Source organism: Curtobacterium phoenicis (genome assembly GCF_047238015.1).
In the GTDB taxonomy this organism is placed as follows: Bacteria; Actinomycetota; Actinomycetes; order Actinomycetales; family Microbacteriaceae; genus Curtobacterium.
Map to the genome: position 1 here is coordinate 600,313 of NZ_JBDFLZ010000002.1, position 23,682 is coordinate 623,994.

Sequence of the window (23,682 nt, forward strand, 5' to 3'; positions counted from 1 at the left end):
GGCCGGCGCGCGGGTCACGCTGATGCGGATCGTCGTGGTCGGGGCGACCGGCAACGTGGGGACCGCCGTGCTCCGCCGGCTCGCCGCGGCGCGCCTGGCCGGGGAGGGTGTCGACGGCGGCGACCTGCAGGTCGTCGGGGTCGCGCGCCGGCTGCCCGACGCCCGCGTCGCACCGTACGACGTGGCCGTCTGGCACGCGCTCGACGTCGGCGACCCCGGCGTCGTACCGCAGCTCGCCGCCGTGCTGCAGGGCGCGGACGCGGTCGTGCACCTCGCCTGGGCGCTCCAGCCGACCCACGACGTCTCCGCGCAACGACGGACGGACGTCGACGGTCAGGCGCACGTGCTCGAGGCCGCGGTCCGGGCGGGCGTCGGACACGTCGTCGTCGCCTCGTCGGTGGGTGCGTACCACGGTGTGGACGCGGCGGGGAAACGCACGCCCGTCGACGAGTCCTGGCCCGCCACGGGCATCCCGACCGCGACGTACTCGAAGCACAAGGCCGAGAACGAGGCCGCCCTCGACGCCTTCGCCGAGGCGCACCCGACGATCACCGTGTCGCGACTCCGCCCGGGGTTGGTGTTCCAGCGGAACGTCGCCGCTGAGCTGCGAGGGCTGTTCCTCGGGCACCTCGTGCCGATGCGCATCGTCCGCTGGGTGCGGTGGGCGATGCTGCCGCTGCCGTACCCGTTCGTGTTCCAGGCCGTGCACGCCGACGACCTCGCCGACGCGTACTGGCGGGTGCTCGACCAGCGGGCGGCGGGCGCGTTCAACGTCGCCGCGGCACCCGTGCTCACCCCGCCCCGCATCGCGCGGGCGCTCGGCATGCGCGGGGCCGTCCGCGTCCCGCTCCGGCTGCTGCGCGGCCTGGTGACGCTGACGTGGCGACTCCGACTGCAGCCGACGGACGCCGGGTGGATCGACATCGCGGCGGGGGTGCCGGTCATGCGCACCGACCGTGCCCGGACGGAGCTCGGGTGGGAACCGCGGCACACCGCGGAGGACGCGCTGCGCGAGCTCGTCGGTGGGTTCGCGGACGGGGCGAACGTGCCGGCGTCCGGGCCGCTGCAGGGGTGAGGACCTCGCACTGACGGGCGACTCCTCCGAGCGTCGGCAGGCCTCGTTCGCGGGGCAGCACGACCGACCCGGCGTCCACTACGGTCGGAGCAGTCCGACGAAGGGGGACGACGTGTTCGGAGAGTTGTTCGGCGACGAGATGGGCGCCGGCATCAGCGCGTTCGGGGTGCTGTTCGGCGTCGTCTCGGTGATCATCGGCCTCGGGTTCGTGGCGATCATCGTGACGATCGTCGTCCGGAGCACACGGATGGCGAAGCGTGGGCAGAACCCGTTCACGTTGCAGGAGGACCTGGCGTACCAGGCCATGCAGAGCCAGACCCTCGCACCGGCGAAGTCGCTCGAGCAGCGGCTCGCCGAGCTCGACGACCTCCACACCCGTGGGGTCATCTCCGACGAGGAGCACCGGAAGGCCCGCGGGGAGGCGCTCGGCGGGTGAGCATCCCCGAGCACGACGTCGAACCCGCCGCCGGGCCGCGGTTCTGGGCGGTGTTCCTCGGGGTGCTCGGCGCCGTCGTCGGTCTGCTCGCGGTCGTCGGCTGGCCGTTGCCCGTCGGCGCGGGACGGTACGGCTTCGACGACGGCGCCTGGGCCCGCATCGTCCACGACGTCGAGGCCTGGCTGGCCCACCACGGATGGCGGGTCTCCGGATCGTCCTGGGTGTACGGGGCCGCCGCGGTGGCGTTGCTGGCAGGCGCCGCCGTGCTCCTGCGCCCCGGTTGGTCCGACGCGCGGCGACTGCGCCTGGTCGTCGTCCCGGCCGGGGTGCTGCTGCTCGTCGGGCCGGCGACGCAGTGGGCGCTCGGTCTGCCCTGGTCGAACTACGGCGTCGGTTCGACTGCCGGCATCGCGGGTGGACTGCTCGCCGCAGCCGCTCTGGCCGGGGTGGGCAGCGCACTCTGGTTCGCGCTCCGACGCCGCCAGCGCGAGCAGGACCGGCCGGGCGAGCAGGACCGGCCGGGCGCGCGGGACCGGCCGGGCGCGCGGCCGTAGGGTGGACCCGTGCTGCAACCGACGGACCTCCTCGGGGAGTGGGAACTCCGGCGGCGGGTGGTCGACCGGCTCGCTCACGTCGAGGGCACCGTCACCGGGAGCACGACGCTGTCCCTGATCGGTCCGGATGAGGTGCGCTGGGACGAGTCCGGCACGATGACCCTCGACGGCCGCACGGTGCCGGTCTCGCGGACGCTGTCGGTCCAGCGTGACGACGACGGCTCGTGGATGGTGCACTTCTCGGACGGCCGGGTCTTCCACCCGTGGGTCTGGGGTACCTCCGTGGAGCACGCCTGCTCGCCGGACGACTACACCGGCGTCCTGGACGGGGACGCGGACCGGTGGACCGTCCGCTGGGACGCCCGCGGCCCGGCGAAGGACTACACGCTCGCGAGTGAGCTCCGACGTCGGACCCGCGGGGCAGACTGAGCGCATGGCCCGCAGAACCGACGGCACCGACGCCCCGCGCACCACCGTCCCGTCCCCGTCCGACCTCGAGCCGTGGACGCCGGGCCCCGGCGACGTCCTGTCCGGCGACCGGATCGAGGGCAAGCGCATCGCCGTGCTCGACCTCGCCGGGGAGCGCGTGCCCGACCTCGAGCTCGAGGAGTCCGTCGTCGAGTCGTTGCGCGCCGACGACGCCGACCTCCGAGGCTTGCGGATCCGGGACACCGTGGTCGAGGAACTGGACGCGCCCGTGCTCCGCGTCTCGAGCAGCACCTGGCGCGACGTGCGGGTCGCGGGCGGCCGCGTCGGGTCCGCCGAGCTCTACGACGCCGGGCTGAACGGTGTCGAGTTCGTCGGCATGAAGCTCGGCTTCGTGAACCTCCGTGGCGCGACCCTCACCGACGTCGTGTTGCGCGACTGCGTGGTCGACGAGCTCGACCTCGCCGACGCGAAGCTCGTCCGGGTGGCGTTCCCGGGGACGCGGATCCGCGTGGTCGAGGGGACGAACACCCGCATCGAGCACGTCGACCTGCGCGAGACCGACCTCGACCGCGTGGAGCGGCTCGAAGGCCTCCGCGGGGCGACGATCGGCAGCGAGCAGCTGTACACGCTCGCCCCGCTCCTCGCGGCCCAGGCGGGCTACCGCGTCGACTGAAGCGGCGACGCTGCAGCAGCCACCGCAGCCGCGAGGTCCGCCTGCACGAGGTCCCCGTGCACCGCCGCACCGACCGCCGTCCCCGCCGCGGCCGACGCGATCACGGTCGCCATCGGCGCGGTCACGTTCCCGGCCGCGTACACGCCCCGGACCGAGGTCTGCCCGACCCCGTCGACCGTCAGCGCAGACCCGAAGCGGTGGTCACCCACGACGAAGTCGGTGGCCTCGAGACCGACCCCGGCGAGGAAGTCCACCCGCGCCTCGACCGTGCTCGCTGCGGCGAGGGCGTCGAGTGCCACGAACTCCCCGGACCCGAGGGTCACGCCGATCAGCCGATCATCCTCGGACTCCACCGCGGCGACCGACTCGTGCACGACCTCGATCCCACGGGCGCGGAGACCGGCCAGGGCGGTGTCGTCGACGAGGCCCGGATCGGCGACGAACGCCGTCACCTCGTCACTCAGGGCGCGGAACATCAGGGCGTGGTGCGCGCCGTTCGGGGTCGTCACGAGCACGCCGATGCGCTGGTCGCGGACCTCCCACCCGTGACAGAACGGGCAGTGCACGACCCCGCGTCCCCACTGCTCGGCGAGGCCCGGGACCTCCGGCAGGACGTCGACGGCGCCGGAGGCGACGACCAGCCTGCGTGCCGTGACGACCGCGCCGGAGTCGAACGTGACCGAGAAGGCGACCGGATCGGTCCCGTCCCCCTCCGTGGTGGACGTCGCCACGATCCTGCCGGCCGTCACCTCGACGCCGTACGAGGCGACCTCCTCGCGACCGACGCGACCGAGCGCTGCTGGCGAGGCGCCCTCGCGCCCGAGGTAGTTGTGGATGCCCTCCGCCGGCGCGTTCCGGGGTTCGCCCGCGTCGACGACAAGGACGGAGCGTCGGGACCGACCGAGGATGAGCGCGGCTGACAGGCCGGCGGCCGCGCCGCCGACGACGATGACGTCGAAGTGATCTCGCATGACTGCAGCATGCGTACCGAGCACATGGATCAGCAAGGAACCTTGCCGACATGGCAACATGTCGGCATGGCACACGACCGGGAGGCACGGATCACCCCGCGGACGACCGCGGACGTCGTCGAGGCGGTCGGCCCACGACTCCGCGCGTTACGCGGGCGCCGCGACGTCACGCTGGCGGCGCTCGCCGCCGAGACCGGCATCTCGGTGTCGACGCTCTCGCGGCTCGAGTCCGGGCAGCGCAGGCCGACGCTCGAGCTGCTCCTGCCGCTCGCGCGGGCCTACCAGGTGCCGCTCGACGACCTCGTCGGAGCGCCGCCGACGGGGGACCCGCGGGTGCACCTCAAGCCCGAGCGGCACGGCGGACGGGTGGTCGTGCCGCTCACCCGGCGGACCGGCGGGATGCGGTCGTTCAAGCAGCTCATCCCGCCGGAACCCGCGAACACCGACCGGACCCTGCGGACGCACGAGGGCTACGAGTGGCTGTACGTGCTGTCGGGTCGGCTCCGGCTGTTGCTCGGCGACCGGGACTTCGACCTCGCACCCGGTGAGGTCGTCGAGTTCGACACGCACACCCCGCACTGGGTGGGGAACACGACCGAGGAGGTCACCGAGGTGCTGTGCCTGTACGGGCCGCAGGGCGAGCGGGCGCACGTCCGGTCGAAGCCCACCCCTCGGGAGGACTCGGACGTCCGCTAGAAGACGTGGTCGATGACGTCGTCGAGCAGACCCGAGGTCGTGACATTGGACTGCTGGATGTGGATGCCGACGTCGCCGCGCGTGTAGTACGTGTCGCCGTCGGTGACCGGGTACTGGGGGTTCTGCGAGACCTTCTGGCACCGGTAGCCGTACCCGTCGAGGGAGCAGTCGTAGCCCTGCAGTGCGCTCTGCAGGTGCGCGTACGCCGTCGTCGAGTCCACGACCGCGACCCGGATCGACAGGAAGGTCGTGTCCGCCCGGGGGTCGCGCCAGACGCAGTACAGGGACTTCCCGTCGGGCTGCAGCACCGGCGTCAGGTCGTCCTTCGGCGCCTCGACCGGGTCGCCGACGACGTCGGGGTCGTTCAGCGGCGCCGAGGCGAAGGCGTCGTCCCACTTCCCGGCCGTGACGAGCCCGGTGCAGCTGTCGGGGAGCTTGCCGGCGTCGTCGTCCACACCGGGGACCGGGGTGATCGTCGAGGTCGGCCGCGGGGTCGTCGCCGTCGTCGGTGACGGGGTCGTCGTGGTGGCCGCGGCGTCGGTCGCGCTCCCGGTGACGGGCGTCGCTGTCGGGTCGGCCGCCGTCGTCGTCGCGCAGCCGGTCAGCGCCAGGGCCGCCAGGAGCACCACGCCGATGCGCGTCCCGGTCGCCTCCCTCGTCCTCACACTTCGTTGCCTGCCCGCCATGACCGTCCCCCTGACCGTCCGTGCACTCGATGGCCGTCGAGGTGCACGGTAGCCCCGGGTTGCGCGTCCGGATCGTCGTCGCCGCCATCGTCACCGGATCGTGTCCGACCGGTTCGGACAGCGGTGGTCAGCCGCGCCGGACCACCCGCGGCGCGAGCAGGCGGTGCCCGGTCGTGGCTGGCAGGACAGCGGTGGTCAGCCGCGCCAGACCACCCGCGGCGCGAGCAGGCGGTGCCCGGTCGTCGCGGGCAGGACCGCGCGGCCCGACCCCATGAGGAAGCTCGACCGCCGCAGACGCCGCCGCGTCCAGGGGCTGCTCGACGCTCGAGATGCCGACGGCCTCGGCGACCGGGGTGTCGTCGTACCCGACCACGGGCACGTCCGCCCCGAGGGCGAACCGGGCTCCGAGCGCGAGCGTGTCGGAGGCGCAGACCACGGCGTCGAACGCGGCACCGTCGCGCGCCGCACGGGACACCACCGACTCGGCCGCAGCGACGTCGTCCTGACTGGTGAGCGCGTCCCGGTCACCGGCGAGCCCCGTTGCGGCCAGGGCGTCCCGCCAGCCGAGTCGCCGCTCGTCGCCCTGGCCGGAGGGGCTCGGCCAGCCGAGGAACCCGATCCGTCGGTGTCCGCGCGCGATGAGCCCCGCCGTGGCCTCCCGGAGCCCGGCCCGACCGTCGACGTCGACCCAGGGGTGCGAGGCGTCGTCCATGTCCGGCACACCCCACGGCCGACCGAAGGTCACGAACGGCACGGCGCGCTCACCGAGCCAGGCCGCCCGCGGATCACCGTGCGCCGTCGAGGTCAGGACGAACCCGTCGACGTCCGAGCCCTCGACGAGGCGCTCCATGTGCGCGAGCTCGTCGTCGACATCCGTCGCGGTGAAGAGCAGGATCCGCATGCCGCGCTCGTCCGCCCGCTCGACGAGCGCGTGCAGGAACCGGTCGAGGACCGCGCCGGAGATGCCGTGCACCGGCGGGAGCCGGACGCCCAGGGTGGAGCTCTGCCGTGTCCGCAGCCGCCGGGCCGAGGCGTGCGGCCGGTACCCGAGCTCGTCGATCGCGGCGCGCACCCGGTCCAGCGTCGCCGGCCGGACGACCTCGGGGCGGTTCAGCGCGTTCGACACCGTCTGTCGGGACACCCCGGCGGCCGCTGCGACGTCGGCGACGGTGGCGGGCTGGGACACGGGGTTCACGTTAGCGGTTCCAGGGTGTACCGTGACATCGTTTGATCGATCAAATTTGAACGATCGAAACCACCGTGAGCATGAACTCGACGAGGAGTCCCCGATGCAACGACCAGTGCGACGAAGCACAGCACGCAAGCTGACCGCGGGCGCGATCGCCCTCACGGCGGCACTCACCCTCTCCGCCTGCGGGTCCGGGTTCTCCGGGTCGGGCGGCTCCGGGGGATCGGGTGGCTCGGGCGGCTCCGCGTCCGGGAAGCTCACCTCGAGCAGCGACCCCATCAGTGTCCTGATCGGCTCGTCCGGCGATGCCGAGACCGCCGCGGTGAAGCGCGCCGCTGCGTCGTGGTCGAAGTCGTCCGGCACGAAGGCCACCGTGCAGGCCGCCAACAACCTCGACCAGCAGCTCGCCCAGGGCTTCGCGTCCGGCAAGCCCGCCGACGTCTTCTACGTCAGCACCTCGTCGCTCGCGGGCTACGCCTCGAACGGCTCGCTCCTGGCGTACGGCGACCAGCTGAAGGACACGAGCGACTTCTACCCGACCCTCACGAAGTCGTTCACCCTCGACGGCAAGCTGTACTGCGCGCCGAAGGACTTCTCGACCCTCGCGCTCTTCATCAACACGGCCGACTGGAAGGCCGCCGGGCTGACCGACGCCGACGTCCCCACGACCTGGGCCCAGCTGAAGTCCGTGTCCGAGAAGCTCACGCAGGACGGCCGCGTCGGGCTCGCGGTGAGCCCCCAGGTCGAGCGGCTCGGAGCGTTCATGGCCCAGGCCGGCGGCGCACTGACGAACAGTGACCAGACGAAGGCCACGGTCGACTCCGAGGCGAACGTCGAAGCGCTGGACTACGTCAAGGGCCTGCTCGACGACGGCTCGATGAAGTTCTCGAGCGACCTCGGCGAGAGCTGGGGCGGTGACGCCTTCGGCAAGAACAAGGCCGCGATGACGATCGAGGGCAACTGGCTCACCGGTGCGATGTCGTCGAGCTACCCGAGCGTCGGCTACGAGGTGGCGAAGCTCCCCGCGGGGCCGAAGGGCGCGGGGACGCTCCAGTTCACGAACTGCTGGGGCATCGCGAAGGACTCCCCGAACCAGAAGGCCGCCCTGTCGTTCGTGGAGAAGATGGTGAGCACCGACCAGCAGCTCGCGTTCGCGAAGGCGTTCGGCGTCATGCCCTCCGTCGAGTCGGCCGCGGGCACCTGGAAGCAGGAGTACCCGCAGTACGCGCCGTTCCTCGACCAGGCCGGCGACGCGGTGGGCCTGCCGACCAAGAGCGGGACGGCGGACGTCATCGCGGACATGGACTCGAAGCTCGGCACGCTGAAGAGCACGGACGTGAAGACGCTGCTCGAAGGCGTGCAGAAGAACATGTCCGCAGCGCTGCAGGGCTGACGACCGTGTCCCGGAAGAACCGCGGAGAGGCCGTCTCCGGCTGGCTGTTCACCGCCCCCACGGTGATCGTGCTCGGCCTGTTCCTCCTCGTCCCCGTCCTCATGGCCGCGTGGGTGAGCGTCTCGGACTGGCGCGGCGTCGGCAGCCCGTTCTCGTCCGGCGTCCAGTTCGTCGGCGGGCAGAACTACGCGAAGATCCTCGGCGGGGGCGGCCTCGACGAGCAGAACTTCGGCACGGCGCTGCGGAACAACCTCTGGTACGTCGTGTTCGTCGTGCCGCTGCAGACCGCCGTCGCGCTCGGTCTGGCCGTCCTCGTGAACGGCCGGGCCCTGCGCGGCCGCGGGTTCTTCCGCACCGCGTTCTACTTCCCGTCGGTGACGAGCTCGGTCGCGATCACGGTCCTCTGGCTGTTCCTGTTCTCCTCCACCGGGGCCGTGAACACGATCATCGGGTGGATCGGGGTGCAGGGGCCGAACTGGTTCAACGAGCCGACCGGCATCTTCCAGCTCGGCGGGGGCGAGCCGCCCGCCTTCCTCGCCGACCACACCGCTCTCGGCATCCCGTGGTCGGAGTGGCTTGCCGGCCCGTCGGTGGCGATGACGGCGTTCATCCTGCTTGCGGTGTTCACGACGAGCGGCACCTTCATGCTGCTGTTCATCGCGGCGCTGCAGAACCTGTCGCACGACGTCGACGAGGCCGCGATGATCGACGGCGCCGGTGCCTGGACGCGGTTCTGGCGGGTCACCCTGCCGCAGCTGCGCCCGACCCTGTTCACGGTGCTGACCCTCGGGCTGATCGGGACGTGGCAGGTGTTCGACCAGATCTACACCGGCACCAAGGGCGCGCCCGCGAACACCACGCTCACGCCCGCCTACCTGGCCTACTCGACCGCGTTCGGGCAGAACCAGCAGTGGGGCGTCGGCGCGGCGATCGCGTTCATCCTGTTCGCCATCATCATCGTCTTCACGCTCCTGCAGCGGTGGGCACTGCGCGAGCGTCCGGTCTCACGCCGCCGCATGCGCTGGATCGAGCAGGGAGGGTCGCGATGACCGCCACCTCCACCCGGCCGGGAGGCGCGGTGCCGGACCTCCGCGCCGCAGCCGTCACACAGGCGCCCGGCCCGGGCCGACGACCACGCAGGCTCACCGGCCGCGGGATCGCCCTGCTCGTCGTCGGCGCCGTCATCGCCGTCGTCTACCTGCTGCCGTTCTACGTCGCGATCGTGAACTCGTTCAAGACCGACGAGGACGCGTCGCTCCACCCGCTCGCCCTCCCCGCGACCTGGACGGGAGCGGCGTTCCGGACGCTGTTCGAGAACTCCGACTTCGGGATCTGGACGATGAACTCGGTGATCGTCGCCGTGTTCGTCACCGTCGGTCGGATCTTCTTCGACTCCCTCGCCGGCTACGCGCTGGCACGTCTTCGGTTCCCCGGGCGGCAGACGGTGTTCGCGCTCATCATCGCGGTGATGGCGGTGCCGAACGTCGTGCTGCTCATCCCGAAGTTCCTCGTGATCAACCAGCTCGGCATGTACGACTCGTACTCCGGCATGATCATCCCGCTGCTGGTCGACGCCGCCGGGGTGTTCATCATGAAGAACTTCTTCGAGTCGATCCCGGTGAGCGTCGAGGAACAGGCGAAGATCGACGGCGCCGGGGTGTTCCGGACGTTCTGGTCGATCGTGCTGCCGATGGCCAGGCCGGCCGTCGTGACCATCACGATCCTGTCGTTCCAGGGGTCCTGGAACGAGCTGCCGCACTTCATCGTGTCGGCGTCCTCGCCGGCACTCACCACCCTGACGAAGGGCGTCGCGTCCCTGGCCTCCGGTGCGTTGAGCGCCGGCAACCAGTTCCCGGTGAAGCTCGCCGCCGCGTTCGTGATGACGATCCCCGTCGCGATCGCCTTCTTCGTCTTCCAGAAGCGGATCATGAACACGAGCGACGGGGCGGTCAAGGAATGACCACGACGACCAGCGACACCACGACCACGACCACAGCAGCGTCAGCGGGGCCCAGGCAACCGCTGCTCCACGACGAGGTCGTCGTCCTCGCCGCGCCGACGCAGGCGTGGTCGGACCGGCACGGCACCGTCGGCACGAACCCCGTGCACGGGTACTGGACCGGCGACCAGCGGTTCGTGTCGCGGGTCGGGGTGACGATCGCGTCCACCGACGTGGAACCCGTGTCGACCGCGCCGGTGGACGCGAGGGAGGTCGTCTTCACCGCGCTCCTCCGCGGACTCGACGCGCCCGGTGCCGACCCCGACGTCCGGCTCGACCGCCGTCGGCGCGTGCGGACCGACGGCGTGGCCGAGACCCTCCGGATCACGGACCGGACGGTCGACGGTGCCGCCGCCGTCGACGCGTCCGCGGGGACGATCGAGGTAACCGTCCGCATCTCGCCGGACGCGAGCGGCATGGACGCGGTGAAGGGAGGCGGCGCCCCCGCGCCCGTCCCCGCCGCCCTCCCGACGCAGCCCGGACCCGACGGGGCGAGCCGCGCCTCCTGGACGGCCGGATCGGTCGAGGTGACGCTCAGCGCCCCCGGAGCCGACGTCTCCCTCGACGACGGTGACGTCGTCCTGACCTGGCGCGTCCGACGCGACCGCGTCGTCGAGCTCGGCTGGGACTGCTCCGTCGTCGCGCCGGACGCCGTCGTGACCGGCGCCACCAGCCCTGTTCCGTTCGCGGCACCGGACGGCGTCGGGGACGACCGTCTCCGCCGCTGGCTGGCACGGGCGACCGACGACCTCGACGCGCTGCGGCTCACCCGGCCCGAGGGGGAGTTCCTCGCCGCGGGCGCGCCCTGGTTCTTCACGCTGTTCGGCCGCGACTCCATCTGGGCCGCACGCTTCCTGCTGCCCGTCGACACGTCGATCGCCGGCGGGACGCTCCGGGTGCTCGCCGCGCTGCAGGGCACACGGACCGACCCCGCCACGGCCGAGCAGCCCGGCAAGGTCATGCACGAGCTCCGCCAGGCGACCCTCGCGATCGACAACGACGAGCTCACCCTGCCGCCGCTGTACTACGGCACCGTCGACGCCACCGCGCTCTGGGTCTGCCTGCTCCACGACGCCTGGCGGGCCGGACTGCCCGACGCCGAGGTCGAGGCGCTCCTCCCCGCGCTCGAACGGGCCCTGGCGTGGATGCGCGACCACGGCGACGACGACGGCGACGGGCTGCTCGAGTACGTCGACGAGACCGGCCGCGGTCTGGCGAACCAGGGGTGGAAGGACTCGGGCGACAGTGTGCAGTGGCGCGACGGGACGCTGGCCGAGGGGCCGATCGCGCTCTGCGAGGTGCAGGGGTACGCGCACGAGGCAGCAGTGCACGGCGCGGACCTGCTCGACGCGTTCGGCCGCAGCGGAGGCGACGACTGGCGGGCGTGGGCCGCTCGGCTGGCGGAGCGCTTCCGCGAGGCGTTCTGGGTCCGTGACGAGGTCGGGCCCTACCCGGCGATCGCCCTCGACGCCGCGAAGCGTCCGGTCGACTCCGCCACGAGCAACATCGGGCACCTGCTCGGCACCGGGATCCTCACCCCGGAGGAGGAGTCGGTCGTGGCCGCCCGTGTCGTCGCCCCGGACATGGCGAGCGGCTTCGGCCTGCGCACGCTGTCCACCACGGCCGCCGGCTACTGGCCGTTGAGCTACCACGGCGGCACCGTGTGGGCGCACGACACCGCGGTCGTCATCAGCGGGTTGGTCCGGACCGGACACGCGGTCGAGGCGCGGGTGCTCGCCGAGCAGCTGCTCGCGGCCGCGGTCGCGTTCGAGTTCCGGATGCCCGAACTGCACGCCGGGGACGCCGCCACCGACGTCGCTCGTCCGGCGCCGTACCCCGCCGCGTGCCGGCCGCAGGCCTGGAGTGCGGCGGCGGCGTTCCCGGTGTGGGTGGCGTTGCGCTGACAGCGGGCCGGGCGGTCCGCTCGACGCTGATGCGGCACGCGGCGGCGGGCGCGCGGCGCGCGGCGGCGGCGAGCGGCGGCGCGGCGCGTCCGCGCGCAGCGGACAACGAGACCGCGCCTGGTGGACGGTCTGGAACGGGTCGGAGCCGGCACGGCGCACGTTCGGCTCCGTACCCGCGGGCGCCGTGCTCGCGGGGCTCGAACCGGAAGGCCACCATGACCACGAACCCACCCGGGAACGACTCCGGGACGCCGATCCACGACCGCACCGCTGCCGCCGACGGCCTGCCGAGCACCGACCCCGGCGTGCCCCAGCGCTACGACCCGTTCGGCGAGGACGCACCGTTCGGCGAGGGCGCTGCGCAGCACGACGGCGCCGGTGCGACCGAGTACACCGGCACCGGCGGTGCCGAGCACGCCGGACGGGGTGTCGACCCCCTGCTCGACGAGCCACTGGACGCCCTCCCCGCCGACGAGCAGCTGCCGGCGACCCCGAGCGCGGCCGGCTCCGCGGGCATCGGGCTCGCGACCGGATCCAGCGCGAGCAGCGGCACCAGCAGCGCGGGCAGCGCGGGCAGCAGCGACGGCGCCGGCAGCGGGAAGGCCGACGCCGCGAAGGCCGCGGCCCAGGACGTCGCGGGCGACGCGAAGGACAAGGCCGCGAACGTCGCCGGGACCGCCAAGGAGCAGGCCGGCAAGGTCGCGTCCGAGGCCACCGACCACGCCAAGCAGCTCTACGGTCAGGCGAGCGAGACCCTGAAGTCCCAGGCTGCCGACCAGCAGCAGCGCGCCGCGTCCGGTCTCCGCGACATCGGCGAGCAACTGGGGCGCATGGCCGAGAACGACGACGAGCAGGGCATCGCGTCCAAGGTCGTCCGTGACCTGTCGCACCGTGCCAGCAGCGCCGCCGGGTACCTCGAAGGCCGTGACCCCGGCTCGCTCCTCGACGAGGTGAAGTCCTTCGCCGCGAAGCGACCCGGGACCTTCATCGCGATCGCCGCGGGTGCGGGCATCCTCGCCGGACGCCTGACGAAGGCGCTCGCGACCGAGGTCAAGCACGAGAAGGAAGCGGACGGCGCATGAGCCACACGCCACCGAGCGCCCACGAGACACCGCTCGGCGAACCGAGTCCGCAGGAGCGCGCGGCGACCACCCCGCTCGGCGAGCTGCTGTCCGACGTCTCGAAGGACCTGTCGAGCCTGTTCCGCCAGGAGGTCGCGCTGGCCAAGGCCGAGCTCACCGAGTCGGCGAAGAAGGCGGGCAAGGCGGGCGGGATGTTCGGCGGTGCCGGGATCACCGCACTCTTCGCACTGCTGTTCCTGTCGATCGCGGCGTGGTGGGGTCTCGGGTACCTCATCGGCAACGCCTGGTCCGCCGTCGTCGTCGCGGTCGTCTACGCAATCGTCGCCGCCGTGCTCGCGCTGCGTGGTCGCAAGGAGATCCAGGAGATCCAGGGCGCGCCGCAGACCGTCGAGACGGCCAAGGAAGTCCCCGAAGCACTCAAGCCCCACACCACCGGGAGGAAGTCATGAGCACCACCGACGAGAGCCGTACGCCCGACGAGATCCGTGCCGAGATCGAACGCACACGCGGCGAACTCGGCTCGGACGTCGACGCGCTGGCCGACAAGGTCAGCCCGTCGTCCATCGCCCACCGGCAGACCGAGAAGGTCAAGGGACGGTTCCAGAACGTCCGCGAGTCCGTGATGGGCGCTGCCGACTCCGCCCGTTCGAGCGCATCGGGCTCCGCCTCGGGTGTCGCCGACCACGCGAAGGACGTCGCGCACCAGGGCGTCGCGAAGGCCAAGGGCAACCCGCTCGCCGTCGGGCTCATCGCCTTCGGAGCGGGGTGGTTGGTCTCGTCGCTCATCCCGACGTCGGACAAGGAGGAGGAGCTGGCCGGTGAACTGAAGGACCGGGCCGCTCCGCTCGTCGAGGACGTCAAGGAACAGGCGAAGGACGTCGGCTCGCAGCTCGGCGACGCCGCGAAGGGGCACGCGCAGGACCTCAAGGGCACCGCGCAGGACGCGGCGCAGACCGTCAAGGACGAGGCGCAGGGCGCCGCGTCCGACGTGCAGGACCATGCGCAGGGCGCGGCGCAGGACGTGCGCAGCAGCTGACGCGACCAGCAGGCGGCCTGGAGGCCCGTGGCGACGCCGCCACGGGCCTCCAGGCCGTTGCGCGGTAGCGTTCCGGGCATGGACCGCGGCACGGAACCGGGTGGGGACCCGATCGACGCGCTCGCGGCGGAGCTGCGCCAGTCGCTCGGGCGCGTGGTGCGTGCCGTCCGCCGTGAGGGCGACACCATGCCGCCCGCCCACACGGCGTCGCTCGGGTTCCTCGTCCGGGAGGGGCCGCTCACGATCGCCGAGCTCGCCCGTCGACGCGGGGTGAAGCACCAGGGGCAGTCCCGGTCCGTCGCGGAGCTCGCAGCGCTCGGCCTCGTCGAGCGCGCCGCGTCCGAGGTTGACCGTCGCGCGACGGTGATCCGCGCCTCGGAAGCCGGTCGCGACGCGCTGCAGCAGGAGATGGACGCCCGCGCAGACTGGCTGGCCGAGGCGATGCGCGCCGAGCTCGACGACGACGAGATCGCACTCCTGACCCGGCTGCCGGAGCTGTTCGAGCGGTTGGCGCGGCACGCGGACCGAGCGCTCGCTCACCGTCAGCTCACCTGAACTGTACAACCGTGTTGTACAGTTGCGGGATGGAGCTGACGAAGTACACCCACGCCACGGTCGTCCTCGAGCGGGACGGCGCGACCCTCGTGATCGACCCCGGTGCCTTCACCCCGGAGGCCGCCGACCTGGTCCGTGCCGCGACCGGCGTCCTCGTCACGCACGAGCACTTCGACCACTTCGACGCCGACGCCGTCCGCGCCGGGCTCGAGGCGAACCCCGCGCTGGTGGTCCGTGCGCCGCAGCCCGTGGTCGACCAGCTCGGCGAGCACGACGGCCGCGTCGTCGCGGTGCAGGCAGGGGACGCGTTCGAGGTCGGTCCGTTCTCGGTCCGGGTCTTCGGCGAGCAGCACGCGGTCATCCACCCGGACATCCCGACGATCGCGAACGTCGGGTACCTCGTGGACGACGCCGTGTTCCACCCCGGTGACGCGTACCTCGTGCCCGGTGTCCCCGTGCAGACCCTCCTCGTGCCCACGAGTGGTCCGTGGTCCCACACCTCGGAGGCGGTCGACTTCGTGCGCGCTGTCGCTCCCGAGCGCGCCGTGCAGATCCACGAGGCCATGCTCAGCGAGATGGGGCAGCAGTCGGCCGCCCGGTTCCTCGGACCGGACGGACTCGGACCGGTGCCCGTGGCGATCCTGGCGTCCGGAGAGTCGATCACGGTCTGACGGACAGCCCTGGGAGGCGGCAGGTCGGGCGCCGAGGACCATGGCGTCATGGCCGACGCACCCACCACCGCAGTCCTCTTCGACATCGACGGCACGCTCGTCGACTCCAACTACGCCCACATCGACGCCTGGTGGCGGGCGTTCACGGCGATCGGCGAGTCCGTCGACGCGTGGCGCATCCACCGGTCGATCGGCATGGACTCGGCGAAGCTGCTCGGGGCACTCCTGCCCGACGCCTCCGACGAGACCCGTGACACCGCGAAGCAGTACCACTCGGCGTACTACGCCGAGCAGCAGCCGCGACTCCGGCTCCTGCCCGGCGCGCGGGACCTCCTCGCCGCCGTCGCCGGTGCCGGGCACGCCGTCGTCCTCGCCACGAGCGCCCCGGAGTCTGAGCTCGTCCGACTCCGGGAACTGCTCGACGCCGAGGAGTGGCTCACCGCGGTGACGAGCTCCGAGGACGTCGAGCAGGCGAAGCCCGACCCGGGGATCATCGCGGTCGCGCTGGAGCGGTCCGGGGTGTCCGCCGACGCCGCGGTCATGGTCGGCGATGCCGTGTGGGACGTCGAGTCGGCCGGGCGGGTCGGTGTCACGAGCATCGGGGTGATGACCGGGGGCGTCGGAGGTGACGAGCTCCGCGGAGCGGGGGCGGCGGCGGTGTACGACGACGCGGCCGCGGTCCTGGCGGCGCTCCGAGCTGGTGAGGGACCGATCGCCGCCCTGCGGTGAGCGCTGCGCCGCGCGTCGTCGGGCGCTCGCCGTCGTCCTGGCGTGCGAGGATCGTTCCTCGTGATCACGATCGAACGCGTCGCCTGGCACGACCCCCGCGGAGTGGCCCTCCGCGCCACGATGGACGAGGAGATGCACGAGCGGTACGGCTCGGCCAACGCCGCCGAGGACCCCGCCGTCACCGCCGAACGCGACCGGGTGCTGACGGTCGACCCGGCCGACGTGATCACGTCGCTCCTGGCGATCGACGAGGACGGCACGGCGCTCGGGCACATCGCCGTGCGTCGGCTCGGCGACGAGGTCGAGCTGAAGCGCCTCATCGTCCTGTCGGCCGCTCGCGGCAAGGGTGCCGCCACGGCACTGCTCGCCGAGGGGGAGCAGGTCGCACGTGAGGAGGGCGCCGCGCGGGTGATCCTGCAGACCGGCGACAAGCAGCCCGAGGCCGTCGCGCTCTACCGGAAGACCGGGTGGGAGCAGATCCCGGTCTACGCGCCGTACGCGGAGACCATGCCCTGGTCGTTCTGCTTCGCGAAGACGCTCTAGCCGCCGACCGTCCATTGCACTCTCAGATTGATAGTGCAATTCTTGTCGGGTGACCACGGCCGAGCGCACCCGCGCACTCCGACGACGCATGATCGTCGAGGCGCGCCGGGCGACGGTCGAGCACGGCCTGCACGGCTTCACGATCGAGCAGCTGTGCGAGACCGTGGGGGTGTCCCGTCGGACGTTCTTCAACCACTTCGCCTCGAAGGACGACGCCGTGCTCGGCATCGAACAGGGCGCGTCCGAAGCGTTGCTGCACGCCTTCGCCACCCGCGCCGTCGTGCCGGAGGACCTCGACCCGCTCGCGGCCGTCGTCGCGTTGGCGATCGAACAGGTGCACGTCGTCGGGCTCGACCGGGCCGAACAGGACCTCGCACGCCGGGTGTTCGAGCGCGAACCGGCCATGGTTCCGAAGTTCCTCGCCGTCGTCGACGAGCAGCTCGCCGCCGTCGCCCGCGCGGTCCGTGCGCGCTTCGGCTGGGACGACCCGGCGGACCGTCGCGCGCAGCTCGTGGCCGAGACCGCGGGCACCCTGCTCAAGGTCACCGCGGCCGCGTACTTCGACGACGCCTACGACGAGGCCACCGACCTGCCGTTCGAGGCGTTGCTCACCGACAACCTCCGCCAACTCAGGGCGGCCGTCACCACCACCGGACAGGACCCCACCGCATGACCGCCACCGCGCAGGGCTCGAGACGCGCCCGCCCCGGCTCCGACGGACCGCTGCTGCTCACCCAGCGGCGCATCTGGATCATCTTCTCCGCGCTGATCGCCGGCATGCTGCTGTCGAGCCTCGACCAGACCATCGTCTCGACCGCGATGCCGACCATCGTCGGCGACCTCGGCGGGGTGGCGCACCAGGCCTGGATCACGACCGGGTACCTGCTGGCGTCGACCGTCGTGATGCCGATCTACGGCAAGTTCGGCGACGTGATCGGCCGCCGCAACCTGTTCCTCGTGGCGATCGCGCTGTTCACGCTGGCGTCGCTCGGCTGCGCGGTGTCGACCGACTTCTGGCAGTTCGTGGTGTTCCGCGCGATGCAGGGCCTCGGCGGCGGCGGGCTCATGATCCTGTCGCAGGCGATCATCGCCGACATCGTGCCCGCGTCCGAGCGCGGCAAGTACCTCGGCCCCCTCGGGGCGATCTTCGGCCTCTCGGCGGTCGGCGGCCCCTTGCTCGGCGGCTTCTTCGTCGACCACCTGACCTGGCACTGGGCGTTCTGGATCAACATCCCGGTCGGGATCGCCGCGTTCGCCGTCGCGTGGTTCGCGCTGACCCTGCCGAGCAAGCGGGCCACCCGACGGATCGACGTCCCCGGCGTGCTCCTGCTCTCGGCGACGACCGCGTGCCTGGTGTTCTTCACCGAGTCGGGCGGCAACCGCGACCACGGCTGGGGTGCCCCCGAGACGTGGGCGTGGGGTGCCGGGTTCCTCGTCGCCGCCGCGCTCTTCGTGTTCGTCGAGTCCCGCGCCGAGGACCCGATCATCCCGCTGTCGTTCTTCCGCAACCGCACGTTCGTGACCGCGACGGCGATCGGCTTCGTGCTCGGCGTCGGCATGTTCGCGGCGATCGGCTTCGTCCCGACGTTCCTGCAGATGGCATCGGGGACCTCGGCCGCGGTCTCCGGCCTGCTGATGCTGCCGATGATGGCCGGGCTGATGGGGACCTCGATCCTGTCCGGCACGCTCATCACGAAGACCGGGAAGTACCGGATGTTCCCGATCGTCGGCACGGTCCTGGTCGGCCTCGCGATGCTCTCGATGACGACCCTCGCCGCGAGCACCCCGATCTGGCTCATCTGCGTGTACCTGTTCGTGTTCGGCGCCGGGCTCGGGCTCATCATGCAGGTGGTCGTCCTCGTGGCGCAGAACGCGGTCCCCCCGGAGCAGGTCGGCACCGCGACGTCGACGAACAACTACTTCCGCGAGGTCGGCGCCTCCCTCGGCGTCGCCGTCTTCGGTGCGCTCTTCACGTCGCGCCTGACCGACGCGCTGCGCGACGTGTTCACGAGCGCCGGGGGCAGCGCCTCCGACGCGGCCTCCGCGAGCGCGAGCATCGACCCGACGGCGCTCGCGAAGCTGCCGCAGGCGATCCAGGACGGCATCGTCAACGCCTACGCGGATTCGCTCGCACCGGTCTTCTGGTACCTCCTGCCGTTCATCGCGGTCGCGCTCGTGCTGGCGCTGTTCATCCCGCAGATGCAGCTCGCCGACGTGGCCGGGATGGTCGCCCGCGGTGAGGCCGTCGGCGGTGCCGAGGCCGACGAGCTCGAGCGCGCGCAGCGCGGCGCGAGCACGCCGGCCGCGGCGGCCGCGCCGGAGGGCGACGGCCGAGACCCGGCCTGAGCGGTTCCTGCGTCACCATCCCCGGACGGGAGGCGCTGTGCCAGCTGGTACCGCGCCTCCCGTCCGTCCGTGGTCTCGCGAGCGCGGTCGCTCGCCGACGAGCGATCTGTCGCTCTCGCGAAAGCGACAGATCTCCGCCGTCCACACGCGCGCACCTGTCGCTCTCGCAGCACTGACGGCGCCCCGTCCCCGCACGTTGTCGCTTTCGCGCCGGGCATCCCGGCTCGGCTCGGCGTCAGCCCGCGGTGCTCGCGCGGACGACGAGTCGCGTGGGGAGCGACGGGACCTCGGCGGCGCCACCGTCGAGCGTCGCGAGGAGCCGGAGGGCCGCGGCCCGGCCGAGGTCGGCTCCCGGCAGTGCGACGCTCGTCAGGGCCGGTGCGGTGACGGACGACGACGGCAGGTCGTCGAAGCCCGCGACCGCGAGCCGCTCCGGCACCCGGAGCCCACGCTCCGCCGCGGTCCGCAGCACGCCGTACGCCAGGGTGTCGGCGGCCGCGACCACCGCCGTGACCCCGTCCGCGACCCACTGGTCGAGCAGCTCCGACGCCGCCTCGGCGCCGGCGTCCACCGTGAGGTCGGCCCGCCCGACGAGCGGTGACACACTGAGCCCTGCGTCGGTCGCTGCGTCCTGGAGCAGGCGTCGGCGGAGCGCGAAGGTGGCCGCGCGGGACGTGCCGTCGAGGTACCCGACCCGGCGGTGTCCGAGGTCGGCCAGGTGCGCCACGAGGTGCTGCACGCCGGTCGTCAGGTCGTAGTTCACGGCGTCCGCACCGCCCGGGGCGTCGAGCTGCACGACGGGCACGCTCGCGGAGAGGTCCTCGCCGGCGGCAGGGGCGTCCACGAGGATCCCGGCCGGTCGGAGCCGCTCGAAGCGCCGCACGTCCGCGGTCTCGGGCTGCCGTCCGCGCTCGGTGACGGAGAGCACGAGCTGGAATCGGTCCGTCAGGGTGTCCCGGACGCCACGGATGACCTCGGCGAAGAACGGGTTCGAGAGGTCGGGGGCGATGAGCACCACCAGGTCGCCGCTGCCCCGGGCGAGGGAGCTCGCGGCGTGGTCGACGACGTACCCGAGCTCGTCGACCGCCGCGCGGACCCGCTCGGCGATCGGGGCCGAGACGCGGCCGCGGTCCTTCCCGTTGACCACGAGCGACACGGTGGCGATGCTCGTCCCCGCGCGCTCGGCGACCATCGCGGCGGTGACGCGGGCGGGGGAGGGCACCAGACGATCGTAGCGAGCGACCTCGGCGGACTTGACGTCAAACGCTTGACGTGCTTCCATGTCAAACGCTTGACGTGCCGCGGGAGCTGATTCCTCCGCCGCGGACCCCACCGCGTCAGGCCTCAGCGTTCCATCCCCGACGAAGTGGAGACCCCGTGGCAGACGACCGCGTGCCGAGCAAGATCATCCTCGACTGCGACCCCGGCCACGACGATGCCGTCGCCATGCTGCTCGCCCACGGGAACCCCGACGTCGAGCTGCTCGCCGTGACCACGGTCGTCGGCAACCAGACCCTCCCGAAGGTCACCCGCAACGCCCTCGCCGTCGCCCGGATCGCGGGCATCACCGGCGTCCCGTTCGCCGCCGGATCGCCGCGCCCGCTGCTGCGGGAGATCGAGGTGGCCGAGGACATCCACGGCGAGAGCGGCCTCGACGGGCCGGTGCTGCCCGAGCCGGCGTTCGGTCTCGACGAGCGGCACGCGGTCGACCTCATCATCGACACCGTGATGGCGCACGAGCCCGGCACGGTCACGCTCGTCCCGACCGCCGGCCTGACGAACATCGCCCTCGCCGCCCGCAAGGAGCCCCGCATCGTCGAGCGCGTCAAGGAGGTCGTCCTGATGGGCGGCGGCCTGCACGTCGGCAACTGGAGCCCGGTCGCCGAGTTCAACATCGTCATCGACCCCGAGGCCGCGGACATCGTGTTCGGCGCCGGGTGGGACGTCGTCATGGTCGGGCTCGACCTGACGCACCAGGCACTCGCCACCCCGGAGGTCGCCGCCCGCATCGCCGCCGTCGGAACCGGCCCGGCCGCGTTCGTCGGCGAGCTCCTCGACTTCTTCGGGCAGACCTACCAGGACGCGCAGGGCTTCGACGCGCCGCCGGTGCACGACCCCTGCGCCGTCGCGTACGTCATCGACCCGACCGTCGTGCGCACCGTGAAGGTGCCGATCACGATCGAGACGAAGGGCGAGCACACCCTCGGCATGACCGTCGCCGACTTCCGTGCCCCGGCGCCGGCGGACTGCCGCACGAGCGCCGCGACGGAGCTCGACCACGGCCGCTTCTGGGACCTCGTCGTCGATGCCCTCGAGCGCATCGGCGAGACGCCCGACACCGGCTGGACGCCCCGCGCTGCCGCCGCACCCCACGCCGTGGCCGCCACCATCACCGACCCCGACACCGCCGTCACCCCGGAGCACTGACCCACCATGACCACCACCTCGACGACGACGTCGACCGCCCCGGCGCGCTCCGTCGCGGCCCTCACCGCCGCCCTGCTCGCCGCCTGCGTCGCGTTCCAGCTGAACGCGAGCATGCTCAGCCCCGCCCTCGTCACGATGGCGCGCGAGCTCCGCACCGACGACGCGACGATCGGGCTCTCACAGACCCTGTTCTTCACCCTCGCGGCGCTGTTCTCGCTGTTCCTGCCCCGGCTGTCGGACATCGTCGGCCGCAAACGCGTCCTGCTCGGCATGCTCGTCGTGATGCTCGTCGGCAGTGTCGTCGCGGCGCTCGCGGTCAGCGTCCCGATGCTGTTCGTCGGCCGCATGATCCAGGGCGTCACCGGTCCGGTCGTGCCGATCGGCCTGCTCATCCTCCGCAACGAGATCGCCGACCCGAAGCGCTACGGCGCCGCGCTCGGCCTGCTCACCGCGGTCAACGGCGGCATCGCGGGCGTCGACGCGCTCGCGGGTGGTTGGATCGCGACGCACTTCGGGTTCCGGGGGATCTTCTGGGTGATCGCGGTCGTCACCGTCGTGGCCGCGCTCATGGTGGCCGCGTGGGGCGTCGAGTCGAAGCCGTCCGCCGGCACCCGGATGGACTGGTGGGGCGTCCTGCCGCTCGTCGTCAGCGTCGGCGCGCTCCTCACCGCGTTCGACGAGGCCGGCAAGCTCGCGGCCGCGGACTGGGCACTCGTCGTCGGCGGGATCGTCGTCGCGCTCGTCGCGTTCGGTGTCTTCTGGGCCGTCGAGTCGCGGGTGCGCGAGCCCCTCGTCGAGACACGGTTCCTCAGGCGCCGCGGTACGTGGGCGCTCCTCATCACGACCCTGCTCACGATGACCGGTGTCTTCGCGGTGGTCAACGGGCTGGTGACGTCGCTCGCGCAGAACACCGAGGTGGGCTTCGGGATGGAGGCCGACCTCGCCTCGCTCGCGTTCCTCACGCCGTACGCGCTGGTCGGCTGGGTCGTCGGGCCGTTCGCCGGGCGGCTCGCGCCCACCCTCGGCTACCGCGCGGTGCTGCGCGTCGGACTCGTCGGGAGCATCGTCGCGACGTTCGTGATGGCGTTCGTCGGCGTGCACTCCCTGCCGGTGCTCATCGCCGCGACCGTGCTCATCGGCATCACCTACGCGGGCATCGCGAACATCATCCTCAACGGGCTCGGCATCGTGCTCTCGCCGGAGTCGAACCCCGGCTTCCTGCCCGGCCTCAACGCCGGGGCGTTCAACCTCGGTGCCGGCATCAGCTTCGCCGTCCTCCCGGCCCTGCAGATCGCGCTCGGCACCGGCGGGTCCGCGGGTACCGCCGGGTACTCGGGTGGGATGCTGCTCGGGGCCGTGATCACCTGCGCGGCCCTCGCCACGTCCTTCCTCATCCCGCGCCCGGCCTCGGCCGAGACAGGAGCCGCCGCATGACCGGCATCGTCGTCGTGGGCAGCCTCAACGCGGACCTCGTGGTCCGCACGGAGCGCTTCCCGAAGCCCGGTGAGACCCTGCAGGGGTCGGACCTCGCGATCCTGCCCGGCGGCAAGTCCGCCAACCAGGCGGTGGCAGCCGGGAGGCTCGGGGGCACGGTGCGCATGATCGGTGCGGTCGGCGACGACGGGAACGGGTCGCTGCTCCGCGACTCCGTCGCGGCGGCCGGGGTCGACACGACGCTCGTCGCCGTCCGCGAGGGCGTCGCCACCGGCACCGCCGTCATCACGGTCGACGCCGCGGGCGAGAACACGATCGTGATCTCCGCCGGTGCGAACGGCACGCTGACGCCGGAGGACGTCCCGCCGGACGTCTTCGCCGACGCCGGGGTGCTCGGCCTGTGCCTCGAGGTCTCGATCGACGTCGTCCTCGCCGCCGCCCGTGCCGCGCACGAGGCCGGTGTCACGGTCCTCACGAACCTGTCACCGTTCGGTGCCGTGCCGGACGAGCTGCTCGACCTGACCGACGTCCTCCTCGTGAACGAGCACGAGGCGGCCGAGCTCGGCGACCACGGGGTCGCACGCTCGATCGTCACCCGGGGTGGTGCGGGCTGCACCGTGCACGACGGCGGCGCGGAGCCGGAGGCGGTGGACGCCGTCCGTGTGGAGCCCGTCGACACGACGGGGTGCGGGGACGCGTTCATGGGGGCCGTGGCGCTCCGGCTCGCGGCGGGCGACGCGCTCGTCGACGCCGCACGCTTCGCCGTCGGGGTCGGGGCCTACGCCGCGACGAAGCCGGGCGCACAGGCGTCCTACCCGACCACCGCGGAGCTGGAGGCGTTCCTGCGGGCGTAG

At 72.5% G+C, this 23,682-nt stretch carries 26 protein-coding genes; 22 read left to right on the forward strand and 4 right to left on the reverse strand.

All coding sequences use genetic code 11. The features are described 5' to 3' along the window. Nucleotides 1–22 precede the first annotated feature (22 nt). The 5 genes from ABC270_RS03085 (at nucleotide 23) to ABC270_RS03105 (ending at nucleotide 3,167) form a co-directional block, all read left to right on the forward strand. Nucleotides 23–1,075, forward strand: coding sequence for an NAD-dependent epimerase/dehydratase family protein (locus ABC270_RS03085; protein WP_412879453.1), 1,053 nt, complete (start codon nucleotides 23–25; stop codon nucleotides 1,073–1,075). Between the two features lie 112 nt (nucleotides 1,076–1,187). Next, a complete protein-coding gene (locus tag ABC270_RS03090) occupies nucleotides 1,188–1,511 on the forward strand; it encodes an SHOCT domain-containing protein (protein WP_412879454.1) in 324 nt (107 codons plus the stop codon). After that, nucleotides 1,508–2,065 carry a hypothetical protein gene (locus ABC270_RS03095; protein WP_412879455.1) on the forward strand — a complete coding sequence of 186 codons (558 nt, stop codon included), beginning with the start codon at nucleotides 1,508–1,510 and terminating at the stop codon, nucleotides 2,063–2,065. The genes ABC270_RS03090 and ABC270_RS03095 overlap by 4 nt, the downstream gene beginning before the upstream one ends. A 9-nt stretch (nucleotides 2,066–2,074) precedes the next feature. Further along, on the forward strand, nucleotides 2,075–2,494 hold the full coding sequence (locus tag ABC270_RS03100) for a DUF6314 family protein (RefSeq protein WP_412879456.1): 420 nt from the start codon (nucleotides 2,075–2,077) through the stop codon (nucleotides 2,492–2,494). 4 nt (nucleotides 2,495–2,498) lie between these two features. Then, nucleotides 2,499–3,167: a pentapeptide repeat-containing protein gene (locus ABC270_RS03105; protein WP_412879457.1), complete on the forward strand. Its 669-nt coding sequence runs from the start codon at nucleotides 2,499–2,501 to the stop codon at nucleotides 3,165–3,167. Here ABC270_RS03105 and ABC270_RS03110 read toward each other — a convergent pair. Further along, on the reverse strand, nucleotides 3,152–4,138 hold the full coding sequence (locus ABC270_RS03110) for an NAD(P)/FAD-dependent oxidoreductase (RefSeq protein WP_412879458.1): 987 nt from the start codon (nucleotides 4,136–4,138) through the stop codon (nucleotides 3,152–3,154). The genes ABC270_RS03105 and ABC270_RS03110 overlap by 16 nt on opposite strands. A gap of 66 nt (nucleotides 4,139–4,204) precedes the next feature. On the opposite strand from ABC270_RS03110, the gene ABC270_RS03115 reads away from it, so the two are divergent. Beyond that, nucleotides 4,205–4,834, forward strand: a complete 630-nt coding sequence (locus ABC270_RS03115) for a helix-turn-helix domain-containing protein (protein ID WP_412879459.1) — start codon at nucleotides 4,205–4,207, stop codon at nucleotides 4,832–4,834. Here the strand turns inward: ABC270_RS03115 and ABC270_RS03120 are convergent. Next, nucleotides 4,831–5,499 (reverse strand): hypothetical protein, encoded by a 669-nt coding sequence (locus ABC270_RS03120; protein WP_412879460.1) that lies wholly within the window; start codon nucleotides 5,497–5,499, stop codon nucleotides 4,831–4,833. The two genes, ABC270_RS03115 and ABC270_RS03120, sit on opposite strands and share 4 nt — an antisense overlap. Before the next feature lie 148 nt (nucleotides 5,500–5,647). Then, nucleotides 5,648–6,706, reverse strand: coding sequence for a LacI family DNA-binding transcriptional regulator (locus ABC270_RS03125; protein WP_412879461.1), 1,059 nt, complete (start codon nucleotides 6,704–6,706; stop codon nucleotides 5,648–5,650). 103 nt (nucleotides 6,707–6,809) lie between these two features. On the opposite strand from ABC270_RS03125, the gene ABC270_RS03130 reads away from it, so the two are divergent. The 13 genes from ABC270_RS03130 to ABC270_RS03190 all read left to right on the forward strand — a co-directional run bounded on the left by ABC270_RS03130 (nucleotide 6,810) and on the right by ABC270_RS03190 (nucleotide 18,967). Next, on the forward strand, nucleotides 6,810–8,102 hold the full coding sequence (locus ABC270_RS03130; RefSeq protein WP_412879462.1) for a sugar ABC transporter substrate-binding protein: 1,293 nt from the start codon (nucleotides 6,810–6,812) through the stop codon (nucleotides 8,100–8,102). A 5-nt stretch (nucleotides 8,103–8,107) separates the two neighbouring features. Further along, nucleotides 8,108–9,151 (forward strand): carbohydrate ABC transporter permease, encoded by a 1,044-nt coding sequence (locus ABC270_RS03135; protein ID WP_412879463.1) that lies wholly within the window; start codon nucleotides 8,108–8,110, stop codon nucleotides 9,149–9,151. Then, nucleotides 9,148–10,062 (forward strand): carbohydrate ABC transporter permease, encoded by a 915-nt coding sequence (locus ABC270_RS03140; RefSeq protein ID WP_412879464.1) that lies wholly within the window; start codon nucleotides 9,148–9,150, stop codon nucleotides 10,060–10,062. The genes ABC270_RS03135 and ABC270_RS03140 overlap by 4 nt, the downstream gene beginning before the upstream one ends. Next, nucleotides 10,059–12,005: an amylo-alpha-1,6-glucosidase gene (locus tag ABC270_RS03145; RefSeq protein ID WP_412879465.1), complete on the forward strand. Its 1,947-nt coding sequence runs from the start codon at nucleotides 10,059–10,061 to the stop codon at nucleotides 12,003–12,005. The genes ABC270_RS03140 and ABC270_RS03145 overlap by 4 nt, the downstream gene beginning before the upstream one ends. Nucleotides 12,006–12,220: 215 nt before the next feature. Continuing rightward, complete coding sequence (locus tag ABC270_RS03150; protein WP_412879466.1) at nucleotides 12,221–13,087, forward strand: hypothetical protein; 867 nt, start codon at nucleotides 12,221–12,223, stop codon at nucleotides 13,085–13,087. After that, nucleotides 13,084–13,536, forward strand: a complete 453-nt coding sequence (locus ABC270_RS03155; protein ID WP_412879467.1) for a phage holin family protein — start codon at nucleotides 13,084–13,086, stop codon at nucleotides 13,534–13,536. Before ABC270_RS03150 ends, ABC270_RS03155 begins: the two co-directional genes overlap by 4 nt. After that, the gene (locus tag ABC270_RS03160; RefSeq protein ID WP_412879468.1) at nucleotides 13,533–14,123 is read left to right on the forward strand and encodes a DUF3618 domain-containing protein; all 591 of its coding nucleotides are present in this window, start codon (nucleotides 13,533–13,535) and stop codon (nucleotides 14,121–14,123) included. Before ABC270_RS03155 ends, ABC270_RS03160 begins: the two co-directional genes overlap by 4 nt. Before the next feature lie 78 nt (nucleotides 14,124–14,201). Continuing rightward, nucleotides 14,202–14,678, forward strand: coding sequence for a MarR family winged helix-turn-helix transcriptional regulator (locus ABC270_RS03165; RefSeq protein WP_412879469.1), 477 nt, complete (start codon nucleotides 14,202–14,204; stop codon nucleotides 14,676–14,678). 29 nt (nucleotides 14,679–14,707) lie between these two features. Next, nucleotides 14,708–15,349 carry an MBL fold metallo-hydrolase gene (locus tag ABC270_RS03170; protein WP_412879470.1) on the forward strand — a complete coding sequence of 214 codons (642 nt, stop codon included), beginning with the start codon at nucleotides 14,708–14,710 and terminating at the stop codon, nucleotides 15,347–15,349. A gap of 48 nt (nucleotides 15,350–15,397) precedes the next feature. Continuing rightward, complete coding sequence (locus ABC270_RS03175) at nucleotides 15,398–16,078, forward strand: HAD family hydrolase (protein WP_412879471.1); 681 nt, start codon at nucleotides 15,398–15,400, stop codon at nucleotides 16,076–16,078. A gap of 60 nt (nucleotides 16,079–16,138) precedes the next feature. Further along, nucleotides 16,139–16,621 carry a GNAT family N-acetyltransferase gene (locus ABC270_RS03180; RefSeq protein WP_412879472.1) on the forward strand — a complete coding sequence of 161 codons (483 nt, stop codon included), beginning with the start codon at nucleotides 16,139–16,141 and terminating at the stop codon, nucleotides 16,619–16,621. Nucleotides 16,622–16,670: 49 nt separating this feature from the next. Further along, a complete protein-coding gene (locus tag ABC270_RS03185) occupies nucleotides 16,671–17,294 on the forward strand; it encodes a TetR/AcrR family transcriptional regulator (protein ID WP_412879473.1) in 624 nt (207 codons plus the stop codon). Further along, nucleotides 17,291–18,967, forward strand: coding sequence for an MDR family MFS transporter (locus ABC270_RS03190; protein WP_412879474.1), 1,677 nt, complete (start codon nucleotides 17,291–17,293; stop codon nucleotides 18,965–18,967). The genes ABC270_RS03185 and ABC270_RS03190 overlap by 4 nt, the downstream gene beginning before the upstream one ends. A 235-nt stretch (nucleotides 18,968–19,202) precedes the next feature. Here the strand turns inward: ABC270_RS03190 and ABC270_RS03195 are convergent, their stop codons facing one another. Beyond that, nucleotides 19,203–20,189 (reverse strand): LacI family DNA-binding transcriptional regulator, encoded by a 987-nt coding sequence (locus ABC270_RS03195; RefSeq protein ID WP_412879475.1) that lies wholly within the window; start codon nucleotides 20,187–20,189, stop codon nucleotides 19,203–19,205. Between the two features lie 155 nt (nucleotides 20,190–20,344). Between ABC270_RS03195 and uriH the strand changes: the two genes are divergently transcribed. Genes uriH through ABC270_RS03210 form a run of 3 tightly spaced genes read left to right on the forward strand, consistent with a single transcriptional unit; the run spans nucleotide 20,345 to nucleotide 23,682 of the window. Beyond that, complete coding sequence (gene uriH, locus ABC270_RS03200) at nucleotides 20,345–21,394, forward strand: uridine-preferring nucleoside hydrolase UriH (protein ID WP_412879476.1); 1,050 nt, start codon at nucleotides 20,345–20,347, stop codon at nucleotides 21,392–21,394. Nucleotides 21,395–21,400: 6 nt separating this feature from the next. Beyond that, nucleotides 21,401–22,828 (forward strand): uridine transporter UriT, encoded by a 1,428-nt coding sequence (gene uriT, locus ABC270_RS03205; RefSeq protein WP_412879477.1) that lies wholly within the window; start codon nucleotides 21,401–21,403, stop codon nucleotides 22,826–22,828. Further along, nucleotides 22,825–23,682, forward strand: coding sequence for a ribokinase (locus ABC270_RS03210; protein WP_412879478.1), 858 nt, complete (start codon nucleotides 22,825–22,827; stop codon nucleotides 23,680–23,682). Before uriT ends, ABC270_RS03210 begins: the two co-directional genes overlap by 4 nt.